The sequence below is a fragment of the Chitinophagales bacterium genome (genome assembly GCA_020636495.1).
In the GTDB taxonomy this organism is placed as follows: Bacteria; Bacteroidota; Bacteroidia; order Chitinophagales; family Chitinophagaceae; genus UBA5543.
The window spans coordinates 194654-213341 of the sequence record JACJXQ010000008.1; the positions used below are offsets into that span (position 1 = coordinate 194654).

The 18688-nt window shown below is 35.3% G+C and carries 14 protein-coding genes; 6 read left to right on the forward strand and 8 right to left on the reverse strand.

Annotation, left to right across the window (positions count from 1 at the left end; genetic code table 11):
* The first annotated feature begins 7 nt into the window (after nucleotides 1-7).
* The gene (locus H6550_00940) at nucleotides 8-2752 is read left to right on the forward strand and encodes an SAM-dependent DNA methyltransferase (protein MCB9044679.1); all 2745 of its coding nucleotides are present in this window, start codon (nucleotides 8-10) and stop codon (nucleotides 2750-2752) included.
* A gap of 7 nt (nucleotides 2753-2759) precedes the next feature.
* Here the strand turns inward: H6550_00940 and H6550_00945 are convergent, their stop codons facing one another.
* Both H6550_00945 and H6550_00950 read right to left on the reverse strand, forming a co-directional pair.
* Entirely contained in the window at nucleotides 2760-3683 is a 924-nt protein-coding gene (locus H6550_00945; protein MCB9044680.1) for a hypothetical protein, read from the reverse strand.
* Between the two features lie 718 nt (nucleotides 3684-4401).
* Nucleotides 4402-4647: a hypothetical protein gene (locus H6550_00950; GenBank protein ID MCB9044681.1), complete on the reverse strand. Its 246-nt coding sequence runs from the start codon at nucleotides 4645-4647 to the stop codon at nucleotides 4402-4404.
* A 108-nt stretch (nucleotides 4648-4755) separates the two neighbouring features.
* Between H6550_00950 and H6550_00955 the strand changes: the two genes are divergently transcribed.
* Nucleotides 4756-4986: a helix-turn-helix transcriptional regulator gene (locus tag H6550_00955; protein ID MCB9044682.1), complete on the forward strand. Its 231-nt coding sequence runs from the start codon at nucleotides 4756-4758 to the stop codon at nucleotides 4984-4986.
* 39 nt (nucleotides 4987-5025) lie between these two features.
* On the opposite strand, the gene H6550_00960 is transcribed toward H6550_00955, so the two are convergent.
* The 5 genes from H6550_00960 to H6550_00980 all read right to left on the reverse strand — a co-directional run bounded on the left by H6550_00960 (nucleotide 5026) and on the right by H6550_00980 (nucleotide 9319).
* Complete coding sequence (locus tag H6550_00960; protein MCB9044683.1) at nucleotides 5026-5910, reverse strand: DUF1738 domain-containing protein; 885 nt, start codon at nucleotides 5908-5910, stop codon at nucleotides 5026-5028.
* A 123-nt stretch (nucleotides 5911-6033) separates the two neighbouring features.
* On the reverse strand, nucleotides 6034-6507 hold the full coding sequence (locus H6550_00965; protein MCB9044684.1) for a hypothetical protein: 474 nt from the start codon (nucleotides 6505-6507) through the stop codon (nucleotides 6034-6036).
* Nucleotides 6508-6809: 302 nt separating this feature from the next.
* On the reverse strand, nucleotides 6810-7085 hold the full coding sequence (locus H6550_00970) for a helix-turn-helix transcriptional regulator (protein ID MCB9044685.1): 276 nt from the start codon (nucleotides 7083-7085) through the stop codon (nucleotides 6810-6812).
* A 162-nt stretch (nucleotides 7086-7247) separates the two neighbouring features.
* Nucleotides 7248-8150, reverse strand: a complete 903-nt coding sequence (locus tag H6550_00975; GenBank protein ID MCB9044686.1) for a tyrosine-type recombinase/integrase — start codon at nucleotides 8148-8150, stop codon at nucleotides 7248-7250.
* Between the two features lie 362 nt (nucleotides 8151-8512).
* Complete coding sequence (locus H6550_00980; protein ID MCB9044687.1) at nucleotides 8513-9319, reverse strand: site-specific integrase; 807 nt, start codon at nucleotides 9317-9319, stop codon at nucleotides 8513-8515.
* Between the two features lie 265 nt (nucleotides 9320-9584).
* Between H6550_00980 and H6550_00985 the strand changes: the two genes are divergently transcribed.
* On the forward strand, nucleotides 9585-11786 hold the full coding sequence (locus H6550_00985) for a hypothetical protein (protein MCB9044688.1): 2202 nt from the start codon (nucleotides 9585-9587) through the stop codon (nucleotides 11784-11786).
* Between the two features lie 92 nt (nucleotides 11787-11878).
* Nucleotides 11879-13078 (forward strand): type IV secretion system DNA-binding domain-containing protein, encoded by a 1200-nt coding sequence (locus tag H6550_00990; GenBank protein MCB9044689.1) that lies wholly within the window; start codon nucleotides 11879-11881, stop codon nucleotides 13076-13078.
* Here H6550_00990 and H6550_00995 read toward each other — a convergent pair.
* The gene (locus H6550_00995) at nucleotides 13062-14843 is read right to left on the reverse strand and encodes a tetratricopeptide repeat protein (protein MCB9044690.1); all 1782 of its coding nucleotides are present in this window, start codon (nucleotides 14841-14843) and stop codon (nucleotides 13062-13064) included. The genes H6550_00990 and H6550_00995 overlap by 17 nt on opposite strands.
* Nucleotides 14844-15060: 217 nt before the next feature.
* On the opposite strand from H6550_00995, the gene H6550_01000 reads away from it, so the two are divergent.
* Together H6550_01000 and H6550_01005 are read left to right on the forward strand one after the other, a co-directional pair.
* Complete coding sequence (locus tag H6550_01000; GenBank protein ID MCB9044691.1) at nucleotides 15061-15624, forward strand: hypothetical protein; 564 nt, start codon at nucleotides 15061-15063, stop codon at nucleotides 15622-15624.
* A gap of 4 nt (nucleotides 15625-15628) precedes the next feature.
* The gene (locus H6550_01005) at nucleotides 15629-18640 is read left to right on the forward strand and encodes an ATP-binding protein (GenBank protein MCB9044692.1); all 3012 of its coding nucleotides are present in this window, start codon (nucleotides 15629-15631) and stop codon (nucleotides 18638-18640) included.
* The last annotated feature ends 48 nt before the right edge of the window (nucleotides 18641-18688 follow it).

Below are 18688 nucleotides of genomic sequence, written 5' to 3' on the forward strand. Positions count from 1 at the left end.
AAATAATATGTCACCAAGAATTAACATCAATGAAAGAAGCTGGGGAATCGACCTTATTAGTGAAATAAATCTTTTCCTAAGAAACAAAAACATTACAATAAAAGCTGCCGGAGGTGAAAACACTCTAAGAGGCGCTGCCAATAGTTTGTTCCCTGATGTTTTATTATTTTCTGACACAGCTAAATCAGGCATATTACAAGGTTGGGAACTTAAAATGCCTGACACTTCAATTAATGACGATGAATTTATACGTAATGCTAGTAAGAAGGCAAGACTACTATCATTAAATAGCTTTCTATTATGGAATGTGAGTACAGCTAAGTTGTATTTACTTGATGGAGATGAGTACGTTGAGCATACAACCTGGAACATTGAGGGTAATGTTATTAGAACAAGGCAAGATGTTACAGAGCATAATCAGGCATGGAAAGATTTACTTGAAAATATTCTTCATGATTTAAACGATCTCTTCTCTAATGGAACAATTGCTCGTAAACGTCTTGTAGAAAACCTCTCTTTTTCTGCAATAACAGAAGTAATATTAGAGAATAGTAATGGTACTGCTGAAGAACTGAAGACTGCAGAAAGAAGTAGTAGAAACTTCAGAGCAGAAGTTGATTATTGGTGGAGAGCTGCTAAGGCCGATTACAATGATGCAAGGGACAAATATCTCACACTATCTAAAGTTGTTTTAACAAACTGGGTAGTGAAATTTTTATTTGCTAATATCTTAAAAAGAAACTTTAATGATGCAAGACAAGTTGAGGCGATTGAATTTGGCACTTCTGTAACTGAAGGAATTGATTTATTTGAACGAATATCGTCAACTTGTAACTTTTGGAATATTTTTAGCAGGCATCTTGGACAAGAATATATTTCTACTGAAGCTTGGGGGCAACTTGTACAAATAAATGACTTCCTTAAAGATATTAACCTTGAGAGTATTGATGTAACGGTACTACAAGAGTTATTACAAACCTCTATATTAAGAACTGCCAGACGTACTGCTGGTCAATTTTCAACACCTGAAAAATTAGCTGAAATATTAGCTAAACTGACAGTTGATGATGTCTCAGGCTTTGTATTAGACCCCTGTTGTGGTACAGGTACGATTATTAATCAAGCGTACAAGCTAAAACTACAATACAATTTAAACGATCAAGATTCCATCGCAACAACGTGGGCATCAGATAAGTATGCTTTCCCATTACAATTAGCAACCTTGCTATTATCTCGTCCAGCAAACTATGGACAAATATTACGGATTTTTAGAGAAGATGTAACAGATTTAGAAATAGGAAGACAAATCAGTTTCATTAATCCAGGGGATGGCTCTATAGTAGAGCTGGAGTTACCCCAATTTAATTACATAGTTTCAAACCTACCATTTGTCCAACAGGAAGATTTAAAAGTCCTAAATCCTAATGTTAAATCAATCAACGAATGGATTATAGAACAGACTGGAGAAAATGTTGAATTGTCTGGCAAAAGCGATCTTTACGCATACATCCCGTTTTACCTACATAAGATACTAAGTGATAATGGTAAAGTAGGACTTATATTGTCAAATGCTTGGCTTGGGACGTTATATGGCGAAACCTTTATTAAGCTCCTGCGCAAGTTTTATGATGTTGAAGCTGTAATTGTTAGTGGTAGAGGGATATGGTTTAAGAATGCTGCAGTCGTTGCATCAATACTAATACTAAACAAGAAAAGCCCTAATCAAGAGAACAATATAAATACAAAGTTTTGTACTCTAAAGGTTGACATTGATAGTAATACTGATACTAATGATATTCTTAATCCAATAATCTTAAATGCTAGCGATGATATCGTTGTAGTTCAAGAATATTCTTCTGAACAAATTGCTTCATTTATTGATTTAGGCTTGCCCTGGAACTCACATTTTGCTGACTTAAATTGGATTTTAGAGATTCAGGATAGACTTAAGCCAGTTACAGATTATTTTTCAATAGGAAGAGGAGAAAGAAGAGGCTGGAATGCAATGTTTTATCCTAATGCACAACACGGAATAGAGAATGAATATATTAAGCCAGTACTTAAAAATCTACGAAGCACTACATCATTGACTGCAATACCAAATAAGATTGCATTTTCATGTTCAAAAACAATAGAAGAGCTAGAGGATTTAAATCACAACGGAGCTATTGCATGGATTAGAAGTTTTGAAAATCAAAACAATAATACTGGAGAACCGTTACCAATATCACTTAGACGTGCCAATCACCAATGGTATGAAATGAAAACCGATACTCTTGCTGACTTCGTAGCAAATATCAATTATGATAGGTCATTGTTTATTGCTCGATTAGCTGAAAGATCATTTGTTGACCAACGAGTTATTCCCCTAATAAAAAGAGAAGATTATTCTGAGCTAGAATTAGACTTTTTTCACGCATTACTAAATAGCACATTTAGTATGTTTTTCATTGAAGCTTTAGGATTTGGCAGAGGAATGGGTGCGCTTGATTTAAATTCTGTTCGATTTAAAAGTAGCTTTAAGATTCTTGATCCTGACCTTATAGACGAAGATGCAAAACAAAGAGTTGTAGAATCTTTCAGACCATTAACTAATCGCAATAGACTCCCATTACTTGATGAACTTAATAACCCTGATAGAGTTTTGTTTGAACAAACTCTCTTACGTGAATATAATTTAGAGGATTACTGGGAACCCCTATATCAAGCGCTAACTACATTATACTCGATACGATTTGCAGTAAATGATTAGTTCGATTCTAGAAATTAATTACATTTCTAATAAATTCTTTGTAAGTATCGACATTATCCAACTCAGGTAGTCTAATTACTAAACTCTTACCAGTAACTAGTCCGGCTGAAGTCGTTTCAATTGATTCTAGTTTCCCGTGTTCTCTTTCTCCAGTTGGGTAATATAAGCAGATGAACTTTTTTGCTGGCCCAATAAAATTATTAAGGATTGCTAATCTATTATATTTTCTTCCATCTGGGCTAGGGTAATAGTTTGATAGTTTCTGATTTTCTATTGGGGTAGATAAATTATGTTTTTTAAATTCAATTACATTTTCGACAGCTAGGCTCTCTGTATTAAATATTACAATATCTACGTCGCCTGGGTATAGACTGTCTGTTTTTGACAAGAGGCATTCAAGTAGGGATGTTCCATACATGAGACCTTTTCTTCCTATTGTTACTGGCCCACCAGAATATTCTCTAATTTTGTTTTGTAAGTCAGTAAGCGTGATAACTTCAATATTATAATTAAGTACAGTGTCCTTTAGGTTAATACTAACAATAAATAACTTGTTTCCTGCGCTACTCCAATTAGAGTCATTGTACAAAATATATTGCAGTTGAATATTTTTATGTTCACAGAATTTACAAAATAAGACTAGGTTTTCTTTACCCTCAAAGCGGATAAGCTCATTAAAAATATCTTCTGATTTAGGATTCCCATTGTCTATTAATTCATCTGGCGAAATTGTAAGTAGTCTTTTAACCCAGGCAACGGGTGTGAGCATTCCAGTCTGCCAATTAATAAAAAAATCAAAAGAAACTCCAAATAATGAATGTTCTAATAAGAGGTTATTATTAAACCAGTTTTCAGGTGTTCCTGTTACAGTATTTTCCTTGGGTAATTTTGCGCGATCACTACATGATGCTAGAAACGGCTTTTTAAACATCTGAGCTTATTTATGGTGAATGTTCTAAGCTCAAAATATAAATTATTTGTCTAATGCAGGTAAAAAGGTATTCATTCCAACAAGTAAGCAATTATTTCGCCAAACCACTGTAATACTTTTTCAAAGACTTACAGTGCCTTTCACAGAGTTCAAGGAACGTTTGTCATAATTCTTGCATTTACGTGTTCTCATTCATGACAGCTCTTATGTCCAGGAAACCATTTATTCATTCACAGCCTACCGGCTCACTACAATGTAGAATTAGTTTCCTGTCCATTCTCTGTCTGTCGTTTGTGCTCGCCTGCGCTACCAATGCCTGCGTTTCAGTTGTTAGCTGCTCATACCAGCCCTTATTTACATGCCACGCTAACAACTTACACTGTGTGGACACACATTTGTAATGTTTAACTGTCCACCCCAGTCATTGGTGCTCGCACCTCATTTACTCACTTTGGTTCGTGTATTCGGTTGTCTGGCTCGCGTTTACTTAGTACTGATTTTACAATTCACGTTTTCTAACCCTCTAAGGACTAGTTCAGATTCCATATCGCTACAAGCATTTTTAGCAGTTTTTCTTTTAGCATCTGAAAGCTGTTGTGTTTCAATTCCAGTAGAACCAAATGTGCATGTACAAACCCAATCCTTTTTACAGGAAGAAAGAGAAACTATAGTAAGTACTAGTAGAATTGTTAATTGACTAATTTTCATGTTTTAGTTTTTATTGTTGTTCAATAACGCAGACTGTATTTTGTGGCCCAGGCAAGTGAGCATTCTTGATGCTCTCTTCTTTTTCTTTGCATTTTCTTTCTGCTTCATCTTTTGCGGTCTTTTTATACTCTTCACCTCCAAGTGATTGTTTGCCGAAATATGGTGCTTCGTATGAACAGAGGCAATACCAATCCTTTTTGCAGGCAGAAAGGCTAATAGTAAAAGCAAAGAGTCCAATTATGTATATCCTTTTCATTTATTGAATTTTGTTCTATACAAACTTATATAAAATAAGTCATTACTTCCCTATGGGGAAGTGTTAATTTTTGTGTGCATTTATACATTACCGTCTCAAAGGCGTAATGTGTTAACAAACATTGATAAATATATAATAGATAAAGTACGAGAGAAGCGACTTGAGAAAGGGATTTCACAAGCACAGCTTGCCTTTGAACTTGAACAGTCTAATAGCTTTATAGCAAAGGTTGAAAGCGGGAAGTATGATAAAAAGTACAATATGGCTCATGTAAACCGCATTGCGCAGATCTTAGAGTGTGATATTTGGGATATAGTTCCTCAGAAACCAGTCAAATAAAAAAGCCCGGTATATAAATACCAGGCCATGTGAACACATTTAACCCATGTCGCCTTTATTATTATCGTCTGAATCTCCTAAAATATAATCTACTGCCTTTTGCGCTGCACTACTGGCAGAAAAGATGAAGCGTCTGTCATTCTTCAGTACTTCAAGCCAACCGCCGATATACGCAGCACTTTGCTCAAATTCATCAACTATCCCTACATGGGATTGCAGGAAGCATGAACCTATTTCGGCTACTAACTCTTCATGTGAGTAATGAGTAACGCCAAACTCAGACATTTGGATAAGGTCTTTCCTATTACACCTACTAGAATGCCCTGTGCTGTGTACTAGCTCATGGAATAGCGTAGAGTAATAGGAATCATCAGTATTGAAACTTGCTTGTTTGGGCATATTAATAAAGTCCTTGAGAGGGTTATAGTATGCCCGTTGTTCTTTATGCTGAATACGTGGGCAGTTCGGAATATTATTCACTAATACCTTACAAGCAACATTAGATGTTACTTCACGATCTATTTTGGGTACATATGATTCGGGTATTCCGTCACATTGACCGATATTAAAGACAGTATAATATCGTAACATCGGCTTCTTTTTGTTCGTATTCTGGTCATCTTCCTCTACTTCTATTTCTGGGAAATTCCAGAAAACAACTAAGTGGGGCTTCTCATCAGGTTTGATTGCACCTCCAATTTCGTTTAGTTGTTTTGAAGTTAGAAAGTAGTTGTTCTCATAACCAAGCATAGAAAGGAGCATAGTATTTATCCCTCTGTATGGTCGTTTTGAAATGAGATTGGTAGGTATTCCAGCACCAACCCAAGGTTTTCTCCACGGAGCAGTACCCGTGTTTAATTGTTCAATGATCTTGTCAGTGATGATGGCATAAACATCTCTTCGAGATTTAGTTTGTGTAGACATACATAATATTTTTTTGTGAAAGAAAATGATTGCTTATGTCTAGCCTAAATGAATAATAAAAGAGAACACAGGTGTATGTTTTTGCCTAATTCGGCAACTGTTTGAGAAAAACAAAATGAGGCTTCAAGCCCCATTCTGTATGCAATATGCACATGCCGTTGCTTCAAACAATTTTTCATAGTGCAACTTGTTTGTGCAACTCTTTTTTTCAATGTATGGTTCCAACTCTGGGTAGAAATTAAGTAGTTGTTTTGCGAGTTCTGCTTTGTTTACATCTTTTGTGTTACAGTAGCACTCTTTAATTTCAGATAAGGTCTTGTATATCGGCTGTATATCTCTTTGTTCACAAAGGACATTTATTGCTCCGACTAATTGTATGTACGGATTTGATACTGGTAGGTCGTCAGGTATCTTGATGACTACACTTGTTGCTTGGTTGTTATCAATCCATTTTTGTATTGCATTGATAATAGAATCAAGTTTTTCTGCCGACCACTTTTTGGGAAAGGACATTAGTTGCCATTTAATTAATCTTCTGTCACTGAGTACAACTATTCCAGTAAATCTTGTACCAGGACTAATCCCTACGGTTACCATATCCTTGAACTAGTGAGGTGTATAGTGCGCCTCTGGACTTCCTGATTTTGTGAGCAGGAATCGCCAGAGCTTTCATTAACTTGTTTCTTAGGTACTCTTCAGAATACATGGTTACCATTTTTCGGTGAGATTGAAGAGAGTCCATATCATCAAGTGTATGAGCGATTTCTAAAGCTAATTTTTCTTGTTGTTGAGTAAGATGCATAATAGTAATAGGAGAATTAGGCTAATAGTGTTGAAAACTTGTTGCGTTACGCTATACGTTTATTTAATAAAACGTATTACGCACGTGACTGAATAACTTATGGCCCATTAGCTCTTTTCCTATTAATAATCTTAGTGAGCTCCTTTTCATATTCTTTTCCAAGCTCATAATAAAGCTCATCAATCAAAGTTTTATAGAGTTTCGACAACTTGATAAGATACTCACCGCTTGGCATGGTTATACCTCGCTCCCATCTTGAAATCATTGCAGTGTCGTGGATACCCAAAATTGCGGCTACTTCTTTTTGTGTGTAGCCGGCAAGTTTTCGATATCTCCACAACCTGTTTGGGATTCTTTTTTTAGTGGAAGCCATAGTGGTAACGTACTTAATTGATAAAGAATCGGGTAGTCGGTAAAAATTGCTTTAATAAGCAAAAGAAAAACCGCAGTGAATTGCGGATGGGGAACGGAGTAAAACACTACTCATCATATTTTATATGAGTTATAGATTATCTAAAGTATTTTTTTGTGGAAACTATATTACGTTAAGTGGATGTTTCTGTATCTGTGATCGTAAATGTTCTGCGCTTGCAGATAAATAAATTGTAGTTGTCTTAATGTCACTATGACCCATCATTTTTGACAAGCTGTATATGTCACAACCTCCCTCAAGCATAAGTGTTGCAAATGTGTGCCTGAGCATGTGCGGGGTTACATAAACCCTTGAAGAAGTTCTAATCAACTGAATTAAGTGTTTCAGACCATTAGGAGTAAACCCTACATTTCTATTTGATGATGCAAAAAACTCAGGACAGGTCTTTTTCAAACTATTTCTCTCACTAAGATACCTTTTAAGGCTTTGAGCCAAAGGATAGCTTATAGGCACCATCCTATCTTTCATGCCCTTGCCCTGGCGAACAAAGAGCGTGAAGTTATCAAGGTCTACATCTGTTAGGTGTAATGATAGAAGTTCTTTCTGACGTAACCCGGAATACAGAAAGGTAGCAAGTATGGCATGGTTGCGAGCACGGATAAAACTGCCATGCCTCTTGGCATATGGGTAATTGTAAATAACATCTAACAGTCTCTGTGCGGTATGTTGTGTTAACTTCTTGGGGAGTCTCTTTTCAAGTTTTGGCTTTTCAATACTCTCAACTGGATTTACTTTTAGAAATCCTCTTGTCATGCACCACCTAAAAAAAACTAGTAGGGAAACGTGGTAAGTATGATAGGTTCGAGTAGACCAATCACGATCTATTCTCCCTAAATAGAAAAAGTTGAAGACCTTATCTTGGGTTACCTCTGATATTCGACCTATTCCAGTTAAACGAGAAAATAACTCTATTGTTCCTCTATATCTTCTTATGGTTGCTTTCGTATTTCCTTTGATGGCTGTTGCATAATCAAAAAACTCCTCAGCCAATATGTGTATATCCATACAATCTCTAACTATCTCCACTCATTACATATCTCCCGACCTCATCAGTTTCTGGTGCGGTCACGAGAGGTCACATTTCCTTGCACAAATCTTGAAAATCCGTTACACTGCCTGGGTATTTTTTATGGGCCCTTAGCTTAGCTGGTAGAGCGCCTCATTTGCAATTACGGTCTCAAGCCATAATCTGTGTATGCACTTAATTACCAAGCCCATCTCTTTAAATTTGCTGAGTTAGTCAAGTTCATATGCACGACCACCTCATTTAGCTCCAATTTGTAAAAAGTAAGGATAGTTCTAATTAACTTATAACTAATCCGACCCAGTAAGTATACCATTTACAAAGTCATGGGTTCAAGCATGATTTAATACATCAACTTCGATATATCCTTCTGTAAATCGCGTGTTTGTATTCCACGCAAGTATGTCAAGGTCATATCTAAGCTGTTATGACCCAGCAGTTTCTGAATTTTAACTGCGTTTACATTCTTCTTTGCAAGTGAAGTTGCAAATGTGTGACGGAATTGGTGTAAATGAAATTTCACCCCTGATTTTTTTGAAAGTGAATCAACCCAATGTTTAAGACCATGGGAAGTTAAACCACGATCCCTATTAGCGGAAACAATAAAAAACTGGGTTGTGTATTTACTTTTTTTTCGTATCTCTATAAAGTCATTCAATTGTATCTGTAACGTTGGGTGTATTGGTATATGACGCATTCTCTTTGATTTAGATGTTTGCCCTCTTATAGAAATAAGCAATTTATCTAAATCAATGTCTCCACATTCAAGAGATAGAAGCTCCCTTCTACGTATTCCACAAAATAATAGTAAGCTCAACATAACTAAATCTCTGCGTAATAAAAGTACATTATGTGAATACAAAGTAATTGCTGAATATATTTTTCGGATAGCTTCTTTAGATAGTTCTTTGGGAGTAAATTCTGGGTTATTTGGTTGTCTAATTTTTGATAGCGGATTGCTTGTTAAATATCCACGTCTCTCTAGCCAGTTAAAGAATACACTTAATTTATTCCAATAAGTAAGTATAGTCGTAGTTTTTACACCTTCTTTTGTACAGTGACCTACAATACGTTGACGAGTTTGAATTCGTTTGAAAAACAATACAAGCATTTCCTCAGTAAGGTCATTAGCTTTGACAACTTCTGGCATGAGTGAAATAAAAAGGGAAAATACTTCGCTATATCCTTTTATAGTACTCGGACGAAGATTAGATATGTATTTACAATCGGAGATGTACTTTATAAAGAGATCTCTCAATTGTCTATTCTTAGGCATTATATATAGTCTATAAAATATTTGCTACGGTGGTAGGAGGAAGAAATTGCTTAACAAGGCAATGATCAAGACTTTGTGGTTGTGTATTAATAAGGGATGTCCTAATTTCATCACAATAAATGTATAATAATCATACTCTATGAATACTGTTGCTATTAACTTTGAAAACTGCTACGGGATAGGAAAACTATCTCATGACTTTGATTTTAATAAAACAAACACTTTTCTAATTTATGCACCTAACGGGACAATGAAAACGTCCCTTGCTAAGACACTACGATATTTCACAAATGAAAAAGTAGCTACTCCATGCGACCAAATTTATACCGATAGGGTTTCAAAATATGAAATGAAAATCAATGGAGTAGGCTATAAAAAGGGAGAGGAAGATAACATATTAATTATTGACCCGGAGGTAACAAATTATGACGCCTCAAACAAAATCAGTTCATTTCTCGCAAGTAAGGAATTAAAAGAACGATTTGATAAAATATATGAAGAATTAGACAAGCAGAAAGCTGAATTTATTAAGAAGTTGAAACTAGTATCAAAAAGTAACGACTGTGAATCTGAAATAATCTCAACTTTCAAAACCACAAGCAACGAAACTTTTTTTGATGTTCTTGACAGAGTCATGCCTAGCCTAAAATCAGATTTACCCAAATATTCTTTTAGATATAATGACATCTTTGATAGTAAAGGAAATGTTCAAAAATTTTTAGCAAAACACCAAGATGACCTAAATACCTATGTAGAGCATTATGAATCACTAATTTCAAAATCGTCTTTCTTTAAGAAATCAGACAATAGCTTTGGCACATATCAAGCAGGACAAATATTAAAATCAACTGAAGATGGTTCTTTCTTTGAAGCTGGACATAGTCTTGACTTAGAGGGGGATATCAAAGTTGCTTCAGCCAAAGACTTAAAAAGCTTATTAGAAACAGAAATTGCGAAAATTGTAGATAATCAAGATTTAAAAAAGGTATTCGACAAGGTAGATAAGGCTATTGGGTCAAATTCTGAACTTCGTGTATTTCAAAAAGCGATAGAGCAGGATAATCTATTACTTGTTGAGTTAAAGGATTATGAAGAGTTCAAGAAAAAAGCATGGATTGGTTATCTGTCAGAAATACTAGCCGATGCAAAGGCACTGCATGATTTTTATGTTTCTCAAAAAGAAGATTTGTCAGTCTTACTTGATATGGCAAAAGAAGAACAAGAAATTTGGAAAATACTCGTTGAACAATTTAACTCAAGGTTTCATGTTCCATTTAGAGTTGAACTTGCAAACCAGCAAGATGTGATATTAAAACAAGACTTGGCTATTCTAAACTTCCAATATTCTGACAGGAAAGAACAACCATCTGTAAAGCAAGAAAAGGAAAACCTGTTTAACAATGTCTTAAGTAGAGGAGAAAAACGAGCCTTTTATATTCTACAAATATTATTCGAAATTGAATCAAGAAAACTCGCAGAAAATCCTACTCTTATCATATTTGATGACATAGCTGACTCTTTTGATTATAAAAACAAATACGCGATAGTCGAATACATAAGAGATTTACATGAGTTAGAGAATTTTAAGATTATCATATTAACACACAACTTTGACTTCTACCGAACAATAGCGAAAAGACTTAATCTACACAGAGAAAGAGATTTCTGTGCCTTTCTAATGGCTGTTCGAGACGATAACGGAATCGTTACCTTAAGCAATGGAGCTTATATTAATGACCTATTTAACCATTTTCTAGACCGTATTGCGGAACAACAAGTATTTGTTAGCCTAATCCCTTTTCTAAGGAATATAATCGAATACACTGAAGGAGATGATTCTGATGAATATCAAAGATTGACGATGTGCCTCCATCGGAAGACTGGCTCTGATGAAATCTCCATAGATGACATACTGCATATCTGGAGAGAACGATTTAAGAAGCACCAAAACAAATTTGATGAATTTGAAGGAGGAGACAAAAAAATCATTCAATTGATATATGATACAGCAGATGCCATTATTGCTGACAGAACTATAAATGAAATTGCAATTGAAAATAAAATTGTTTTATCAATAGCAATTAGACTAAAGGCAGAAGATTTTATGATTGCTCAAATTCCTGGATTAAATATTGATGAGATAAAATCGAATCAAACTCAAGAACTATTTAAACGCTATAAGCTAGTACCAGGAAAGGACGATGTAAAAATTAAAATAATTGATAAAGTTGCAATAATGACACCTGAAAATATTCACCTGAACTCTTTTATGTATGAACCATTAATTGACATTTCCGTACATCACTTGGTGAATTTGTATTCTGAAGTCTCAAGTTTATAGCTCTACGATACTATATGTAATAGTAACTTCTTTGCTTAACTGGTCTTTTTTTACTCCCTGTAAAAAAATGCTAGCCAGTCTATGCTTAATGAATGGATTCTGTTACTCCAATCGGCATAACTAATTATCGAAGTACTAATCAAAAGTTTGGCATAAAAGACAATGATCGACTACGTCATATTTATTGCATCGGTAAATCAGGTACTGGGAAATCAACACTTTTAAAAAACATGGCATTATCTGATATTCAAAGAGGTAATGGACTATGTGTTATTGACCCTCACGGGGATGTTGCTCAAGAGCTACTATTCCATATTCCTGAACACAGAAAAAATGACCTCGTTTACTTTAATCCTGCTGATACAGAGAATGGCATATCGTTTAACCCCTTAAAGGCAATACATCCTAAATATCATCATTTAGTTGCTAGTGGTTTGATAAGTGCGTTTAAGAAGATATGGTATGACACATGGGGGCCCAGGATGGAATACATACTACGTTATTCATTACTTACACTTCTTTGTGTACCGGATTCAACTCTACTAGATGTTAAGCCTCTCCTGACAAATAAAGAGTTAAGAACAGAGGCACTCAAGTATGTAACTGAGAGCCATATTCGTAATTTTTGGATTGATGAGTTTGAAAAACATTCACCTCAATTTAGAAATGAGGTAATAAGTCCTATACTCAATAAAGTTGGTTCATTTTCAGCTAGTGTGCCAATGAGAACTGTCTTCGGACAAAAGTCTAAAGGCCTGAGAATTCAAAAGGTAATGGATGAAAAGAAAATATTGATTTGCAATTTATCAAAGGGGATTCTTGGGGAAGACACATCTACATTGATAGGTTCAATACTTACTTCATCTATTCAACTGGCTACACTCTATAGAGCAACGCAGCCTGAGGACAACCGTGAACCTTTTTATTTATACATAGATGAATGCCACAATTTCATTAGCCTTTCATTTGCAGATATTTTAGCTGAATCAAGAAAATACGGACTATCTCTATTTCTAAGTCATCAATATATTGAGCAATTAGATGAGCGTATTCGTATAGCTATATTCGGAAATGTGGGGACTCTAATATCATTTCGGGTAGGTGCAATTGATGCCGAGTATCTTTCTAAAGAGTTTTATCCTGTATTTCAGATAGAGGATTTTATTAATCTGCCAAGATATTGTTTCTATATAAAACTTATGATTGATAGTGCAACATCTATTCCATTTAGTGCACAATCAATTTCATTTTCTAATACCAAGAATGCCTCGTTTACTATTTCCCCAGCTTAGATAATTTTCTCTTTGTCTTTTGTAGGTCACCGTATTCATTTTTGAGTTCTGGTTTACCTTTTGCTAGTGAAATACACAGATCAGCATCAATTAGGGCTTTTTTGTATAATCCTGACATTGCATAAGCGGACATTCTGCTTTTTAGTATCAGAAATAACTGGTACTTGTCTTCAGTCTTCAATGCAATTTTATATGCAATTGTATGCTTCTTTATAGCGTTTCTATAGTCACCATTTTTATAGTAGTAACTTCCCCAATTTGATTCAACTGCGATGACAATCCTTTGTACTCCAAGCTTGGAAGATATTTTTGACGCTTTTTGTAGATAACTATATGCTAATGGTAGCTTATCAAGCTTTATACAAACTGACGCAAGACTATTTAATAAAATTACTTCGCTCTGTTTGTCTGAAATATTTGAAGATAGGTCTTCCGCTTTTTGATAATTTTTTAATGCAAGAGTATCCCTTTCTGTGTTTAAATATATATTGCCGATAATAATTAGACAGTTTTTTACTTCAAGAGTATTATGGGTTTTTTTAAATATTCTTATTGCCTTTCTCTGGTAGTCTATAGCCATTTTATAATTCCGCGCCAGCCTATATGTACTCCCTATGTCACTTAGTGCCTTAGCGTAATTATCTCTGCTAATTTTTCTCCAATATTCAAGCGAATCATTAAAACAATCTATTGCGCTACTGTATTCTCCTATGTGTCGGTACACTTGCGCCATATATGATTTGATTTTAGCTAGTTTTTCAACAATTGAGTTATCCATAGCAATACTAAGAGCGGAATCATAATATTTTAGTGCAAGCTCGTAATAGCCTACTAATACCATGAGTCTCCCACAAAGTATTAAACCATTTATGTTGTCATTACTCAATGCCCATTTAACTAGCCATTTATCAACTATTGACTCCCATTTTTTAGAATGTGATTCAGAGTAAGGAAAAGTCTCATCGAAAAAACTTGTCCAAGCTTGTTTAATTAGCCAATCTGTTTTGGTGTATATAACCTTACCATTTTTGTGTTTACTAAACGGATCAATTGAGGAAATGGGTTTTTCAATTGTAGTTGAAATTTCTTTGTCCTGCACATATAAAATTTCCTTCGATGATTTAGATGAGTTTTCTAATTCTGGGACTACATCAAAGAAATCCGAACAGCTATACCCAAGAATAACTATTTTAGAATGAGTTTTATGAAAAAAAAGTTTGTGAATAGCATTTTGAACTGATTGAATGTTTGTTTTAGAGGTAATTCTTTTTAACACTACCCCCAAGTTATCCATGTCCTCAATTGAGCCATGAATTTTAAGTAACGCAAGTTTGTTGCTGATTCGAACCTTTTCTAACCGTTCTGTAGAATATTCCTTTTTATAAGATACAGACTCACTTTCAAAAGCCTGTTCAAGTAATGTGTCAAAGTTTGTTGTAATTACAAGACTCAGTTGATTATGTTTAGCTAGTTTGGCGATAAACTTATGTGTATGGTTTGGTCTGCCTAATGTAAAAACTCGTAAAAATTCATCGATTGGAATTATCGATTTTAGAACTTGGATAAATGACTCAAAGGGAAATTTTTGATTTAAAAAAAGTACTCGATCTCTTTTATCAAATGGGAGTCTATTGACAATTCTTTCTATCAAATAACTAACAGTCGGAATACCTGAATTAAATGAAATTCCTGCCCCAACCAAAAGAGCATATTTCTCCTTTTTTGAGGTAAAAACAGGTAGTTCCTTATATTTTTTAAAACTCAAACAGTAACTTTTATGTAGTAGCTAGTACAAGAAAGTTACAAAAAGAGTGTCTGTCAAAAAATATGAACGTTTGTATTCGTATTAATCCAGCAAAACAAGGAGAATCATTCTATTGAGTAAGACAACTTAAAAATAGGGTGTTTTTCACGTTGATTTTGTCATATATACTTCTAACCTTTACATCGCATAATATTTTCTAACATATAAAAGCGATGCCATGACCATGTATATCTTACTGGGTATAGCTGTTTACGTTACAGTTCAAGTCCTTTTTAGAAAATCAAAAAAGTTCACGTTTGTTCAATCACGCTGGCAACACATATTTGATGGATTGAAGTTTTCTTCTGATGATTTCTATAAATCCGTTCAAGAGTTAGTGAACTCTAAAGAAATGCCGGACGTTAGCATCTCAAAGATAAAGTTCGACCAAACAACCATTTATGATGTAGATAGAGTGTACCTGCGAATACGAAGAGATGACAGCATGTTCCTTGTTTGTGCTGCACCATTTGGTACTGGTTTCTTTATCTCTTGGTGGTATGGACAACCCGTAGATTGGTTTAAAGAAATGTGGCTAGTAATCCCGATACTAGGTTGGGTACTGCGGAACACTATATACACTCAAACATTCTATAAACTAGATGTTGATGGAATGTTCTCAGAAACAGTCAAGCAATGCGTAAAAGAAGCAATTGAGAATATGACATCAGCAAAAGGCACAAGAAATCTTACTGAACAGGAATATAAGGAGACTATGTTAACGCAACTATCCGTTCAATAGTGAAATGAGTGCGTCTGCATCAGATATCGCAACACATGAGTTCTACACATGGGAGAGGCGTGGGAGAGGATGGGATATATATGATGCTGCTATAGAGTTAGAGCCGACTTTTATTCCATTTACTCACCACTATTACCCAACACAGACAAATTACATAGATGATGGCAGAAAGCCTAAGTTATTAGGTCGGCTATTTAACTGGCTTGTCTCTAGTGATAAACCAAAGGAAACAGAGGTAGAAGATAAGTTTGTATCTCCGTTTATCTTCCAATGTGATGAGCCAGTAACTACATATTCTGTATCAGTACCCAAAGGCTTAAAGATTGATTTATCAGAATGTGAGCAACTCCTTGTTTCTCTATCCTACTCCACCTATCCAGTCAGTTTTGAAATCATAGGTAGTATGGATAGTATTACTATCCAATTCGTATGTAGAGAAACGGATGCTATTCATGTATATACCCAAATACAAGCATACTTTCCTGAAGTAATAGTCCTACACAGAGAGGATGGCATGGACAGGGTAGTTGATGTTAAAGGTTTCTTTTCTGCCGTAGATTTTGGATTGGAGCAGGAATTTATGCGGCCTCTCGTAACAACCGATAATCTTAAAGTAGATCAGTTTGTAGGACTCTTTGCCATATTTGAACAGTTGCAAACTGATGAACATATAGTTATACAGGTTCTTTTTCAAGGTGCGGTTAATCCCTGGCAGAGAAGTATTATGAATGCAGTAACTGACAATGATGGTTCTGCATTTTTTATGGATGCACCTGAAATGCTAAAGCTAGCTGAAGAAAAAACAAAACACCCATTGTTCGCTGTAGCTATGAGAGTGTTGACAGTAAGTACAACTGGTCAAAGGTCATTACAGTTATCTGATATTGGTAAAAAATCGCTCGCTCGAATATATAATTCTCCGTACAACTCTCTTATTCCACTTACTAATCCCGACTATACACTTGATGAACGTGCTCAAGATATTTTTTACAGGCAATCTCGCAGACAGGGAATGTTGCTCAATGCAAGAGAATTACTGACTCTCGTACATCTTCCAACTCCATCAGTTGTTTCTAAGAAACTACATACAGGACATAGAAAGACAAAAGCAGCACCGAGCATTACGGATGGACATACACTTTCTCTTGGTGTAAATGAACATGCCGGAACATCTAAAGTGGTAACTATAAATGACAAACTAAGGCTACAACATACTCACATAATAGGGGCAACAGGTACAGGTAAATCTACTTTGCTTGAATCCATGATTGTGCAGGATATTAAGAACGGGAACGGTATTGCTGTACTTGACCCACACGGAGATTTAGTTGATAGCATTATTGCTCACATTCCTGAGAATAGGATTAATGATTGCATAGTAGTTGATCCATCAGATACCAGCTATGCAGTAGGTTTTAATATTCTCTCTGCTAATTCTGACATTGAGAAAGAAATCCTATCATCTGACCTGGTGGCAACTTTCAAGAGGCTATCCACTAGTTGGGGTGACCAAATGAATAGTGTTCTCGGAAATGCAATACTGGCATTCCTTGAAAACTCTAAAGGCGGGACACTTGCAGACTTGCGTAGGTTTCTTATCGAAAAGCCATTTAGGAATCAATTCCTGAAAACAGTCACTGACCCCAATATTATCTACTACTGGCAGAAAGAATATCCATTACTCAAATCAAGTTCGATAGGTTCAATCCTGACAAGGCTAGATACATTCTTACGACCTAAACCAATTAGGTATATGGTCGCACAGAAAAGCACTCTGGATTTTGAGAGCATACTTGATACCAACAAAATACTATTAGTAAAACTATCGCAAGGCTTAATAGGCAATGAAAACAGCTACTTATTAGGCTCATTCTTTGTCACAAAGCTCTATCAAGCTGCAATGGCACGACAGGTAAAGGATAAAGAATCTAGAAACAACTTTTACGCATACATTGATGAGTTTCAAAACTTCATAACGCCATCAATGTCTCAAATTCTCTCAGGAGCAAGAAAATACCACCTAGGATTAATACTTGCACATCAGGACATGCAACAACTTGTAAAACATGATGCAGAGTTGGCAAGCTCAATTACAGCAAATGCAGGTACACGGATATGTTTCAGGTTAGGAGATACAGATGCTAAACGCTTTGCCACTGGTATGTCCTACTTTGAAGCAAATGATTTAGAGAATCTCAATACAGGAGAAGCAATTGTAAGAGTTGAAAGACCAGATTATGACTTTAATATTACTACGTCTTTATTAGAACGTCCATCACAAACACAGGCAAAAGAAACTACAACCTCAGTCATAGATTATTCAAAAGGGAGATACGGAACTGAAAGAGAAGAGATAGAGAAGTTTTTGTCAGAAAGCATATCAGATATTCATATTGAGCATGAGCAGATAGTAAAACCAATACAACAAGAACCACAAAAGAGAGAAGAACCGCAGATAGTAGAGGTGACAGAAGATAAGATAGCTACTACTAAGCAAAAGTTAGTTGAACACAAGGAAGAAACAAAACATAGACAGATACAGAACTATATCAAAAAAGCAGTAGAAGCCAGAGGGTATATTGCCCGTTTAGAAGACCCAATAAAAGACAGCCAGGAGAGAGTTGATATACACATAGAGAAAGGCAAGAAACGTATCGCCTGTGAAATATGCAGCACTACAAATGCTATTTGGGAGATACATAATATAGAGAAGTGTTTGCAGATTGGGTATGACCTAGTGATTAGTTGTAGTTCAAGCAGAAAGTCTCTTGAAAGTATTGCAGCGCAAATACAGAAATCGTTTAAGAAGAAAGACCAAGGCAAGATACTAGTTTGTACTCCTGATGAATTCATAGCTCATTTAGACTTGGAGTTAGCAAAAGAAGCAACCACAGAAACAAGAATTAAAGGGTATCGAGTGAAAGTAGAATACAATGCAGTATCAGAGGATGAAATGCAGAAGAAGAAAGCTCTTGTCGGAAAAGCACTCTTAGGAAAATCAAAGAATAAGAAGTGATGTTTAGTCCTATAAAAGTGACAATTGTTGCGTACCTTTATAGTACTT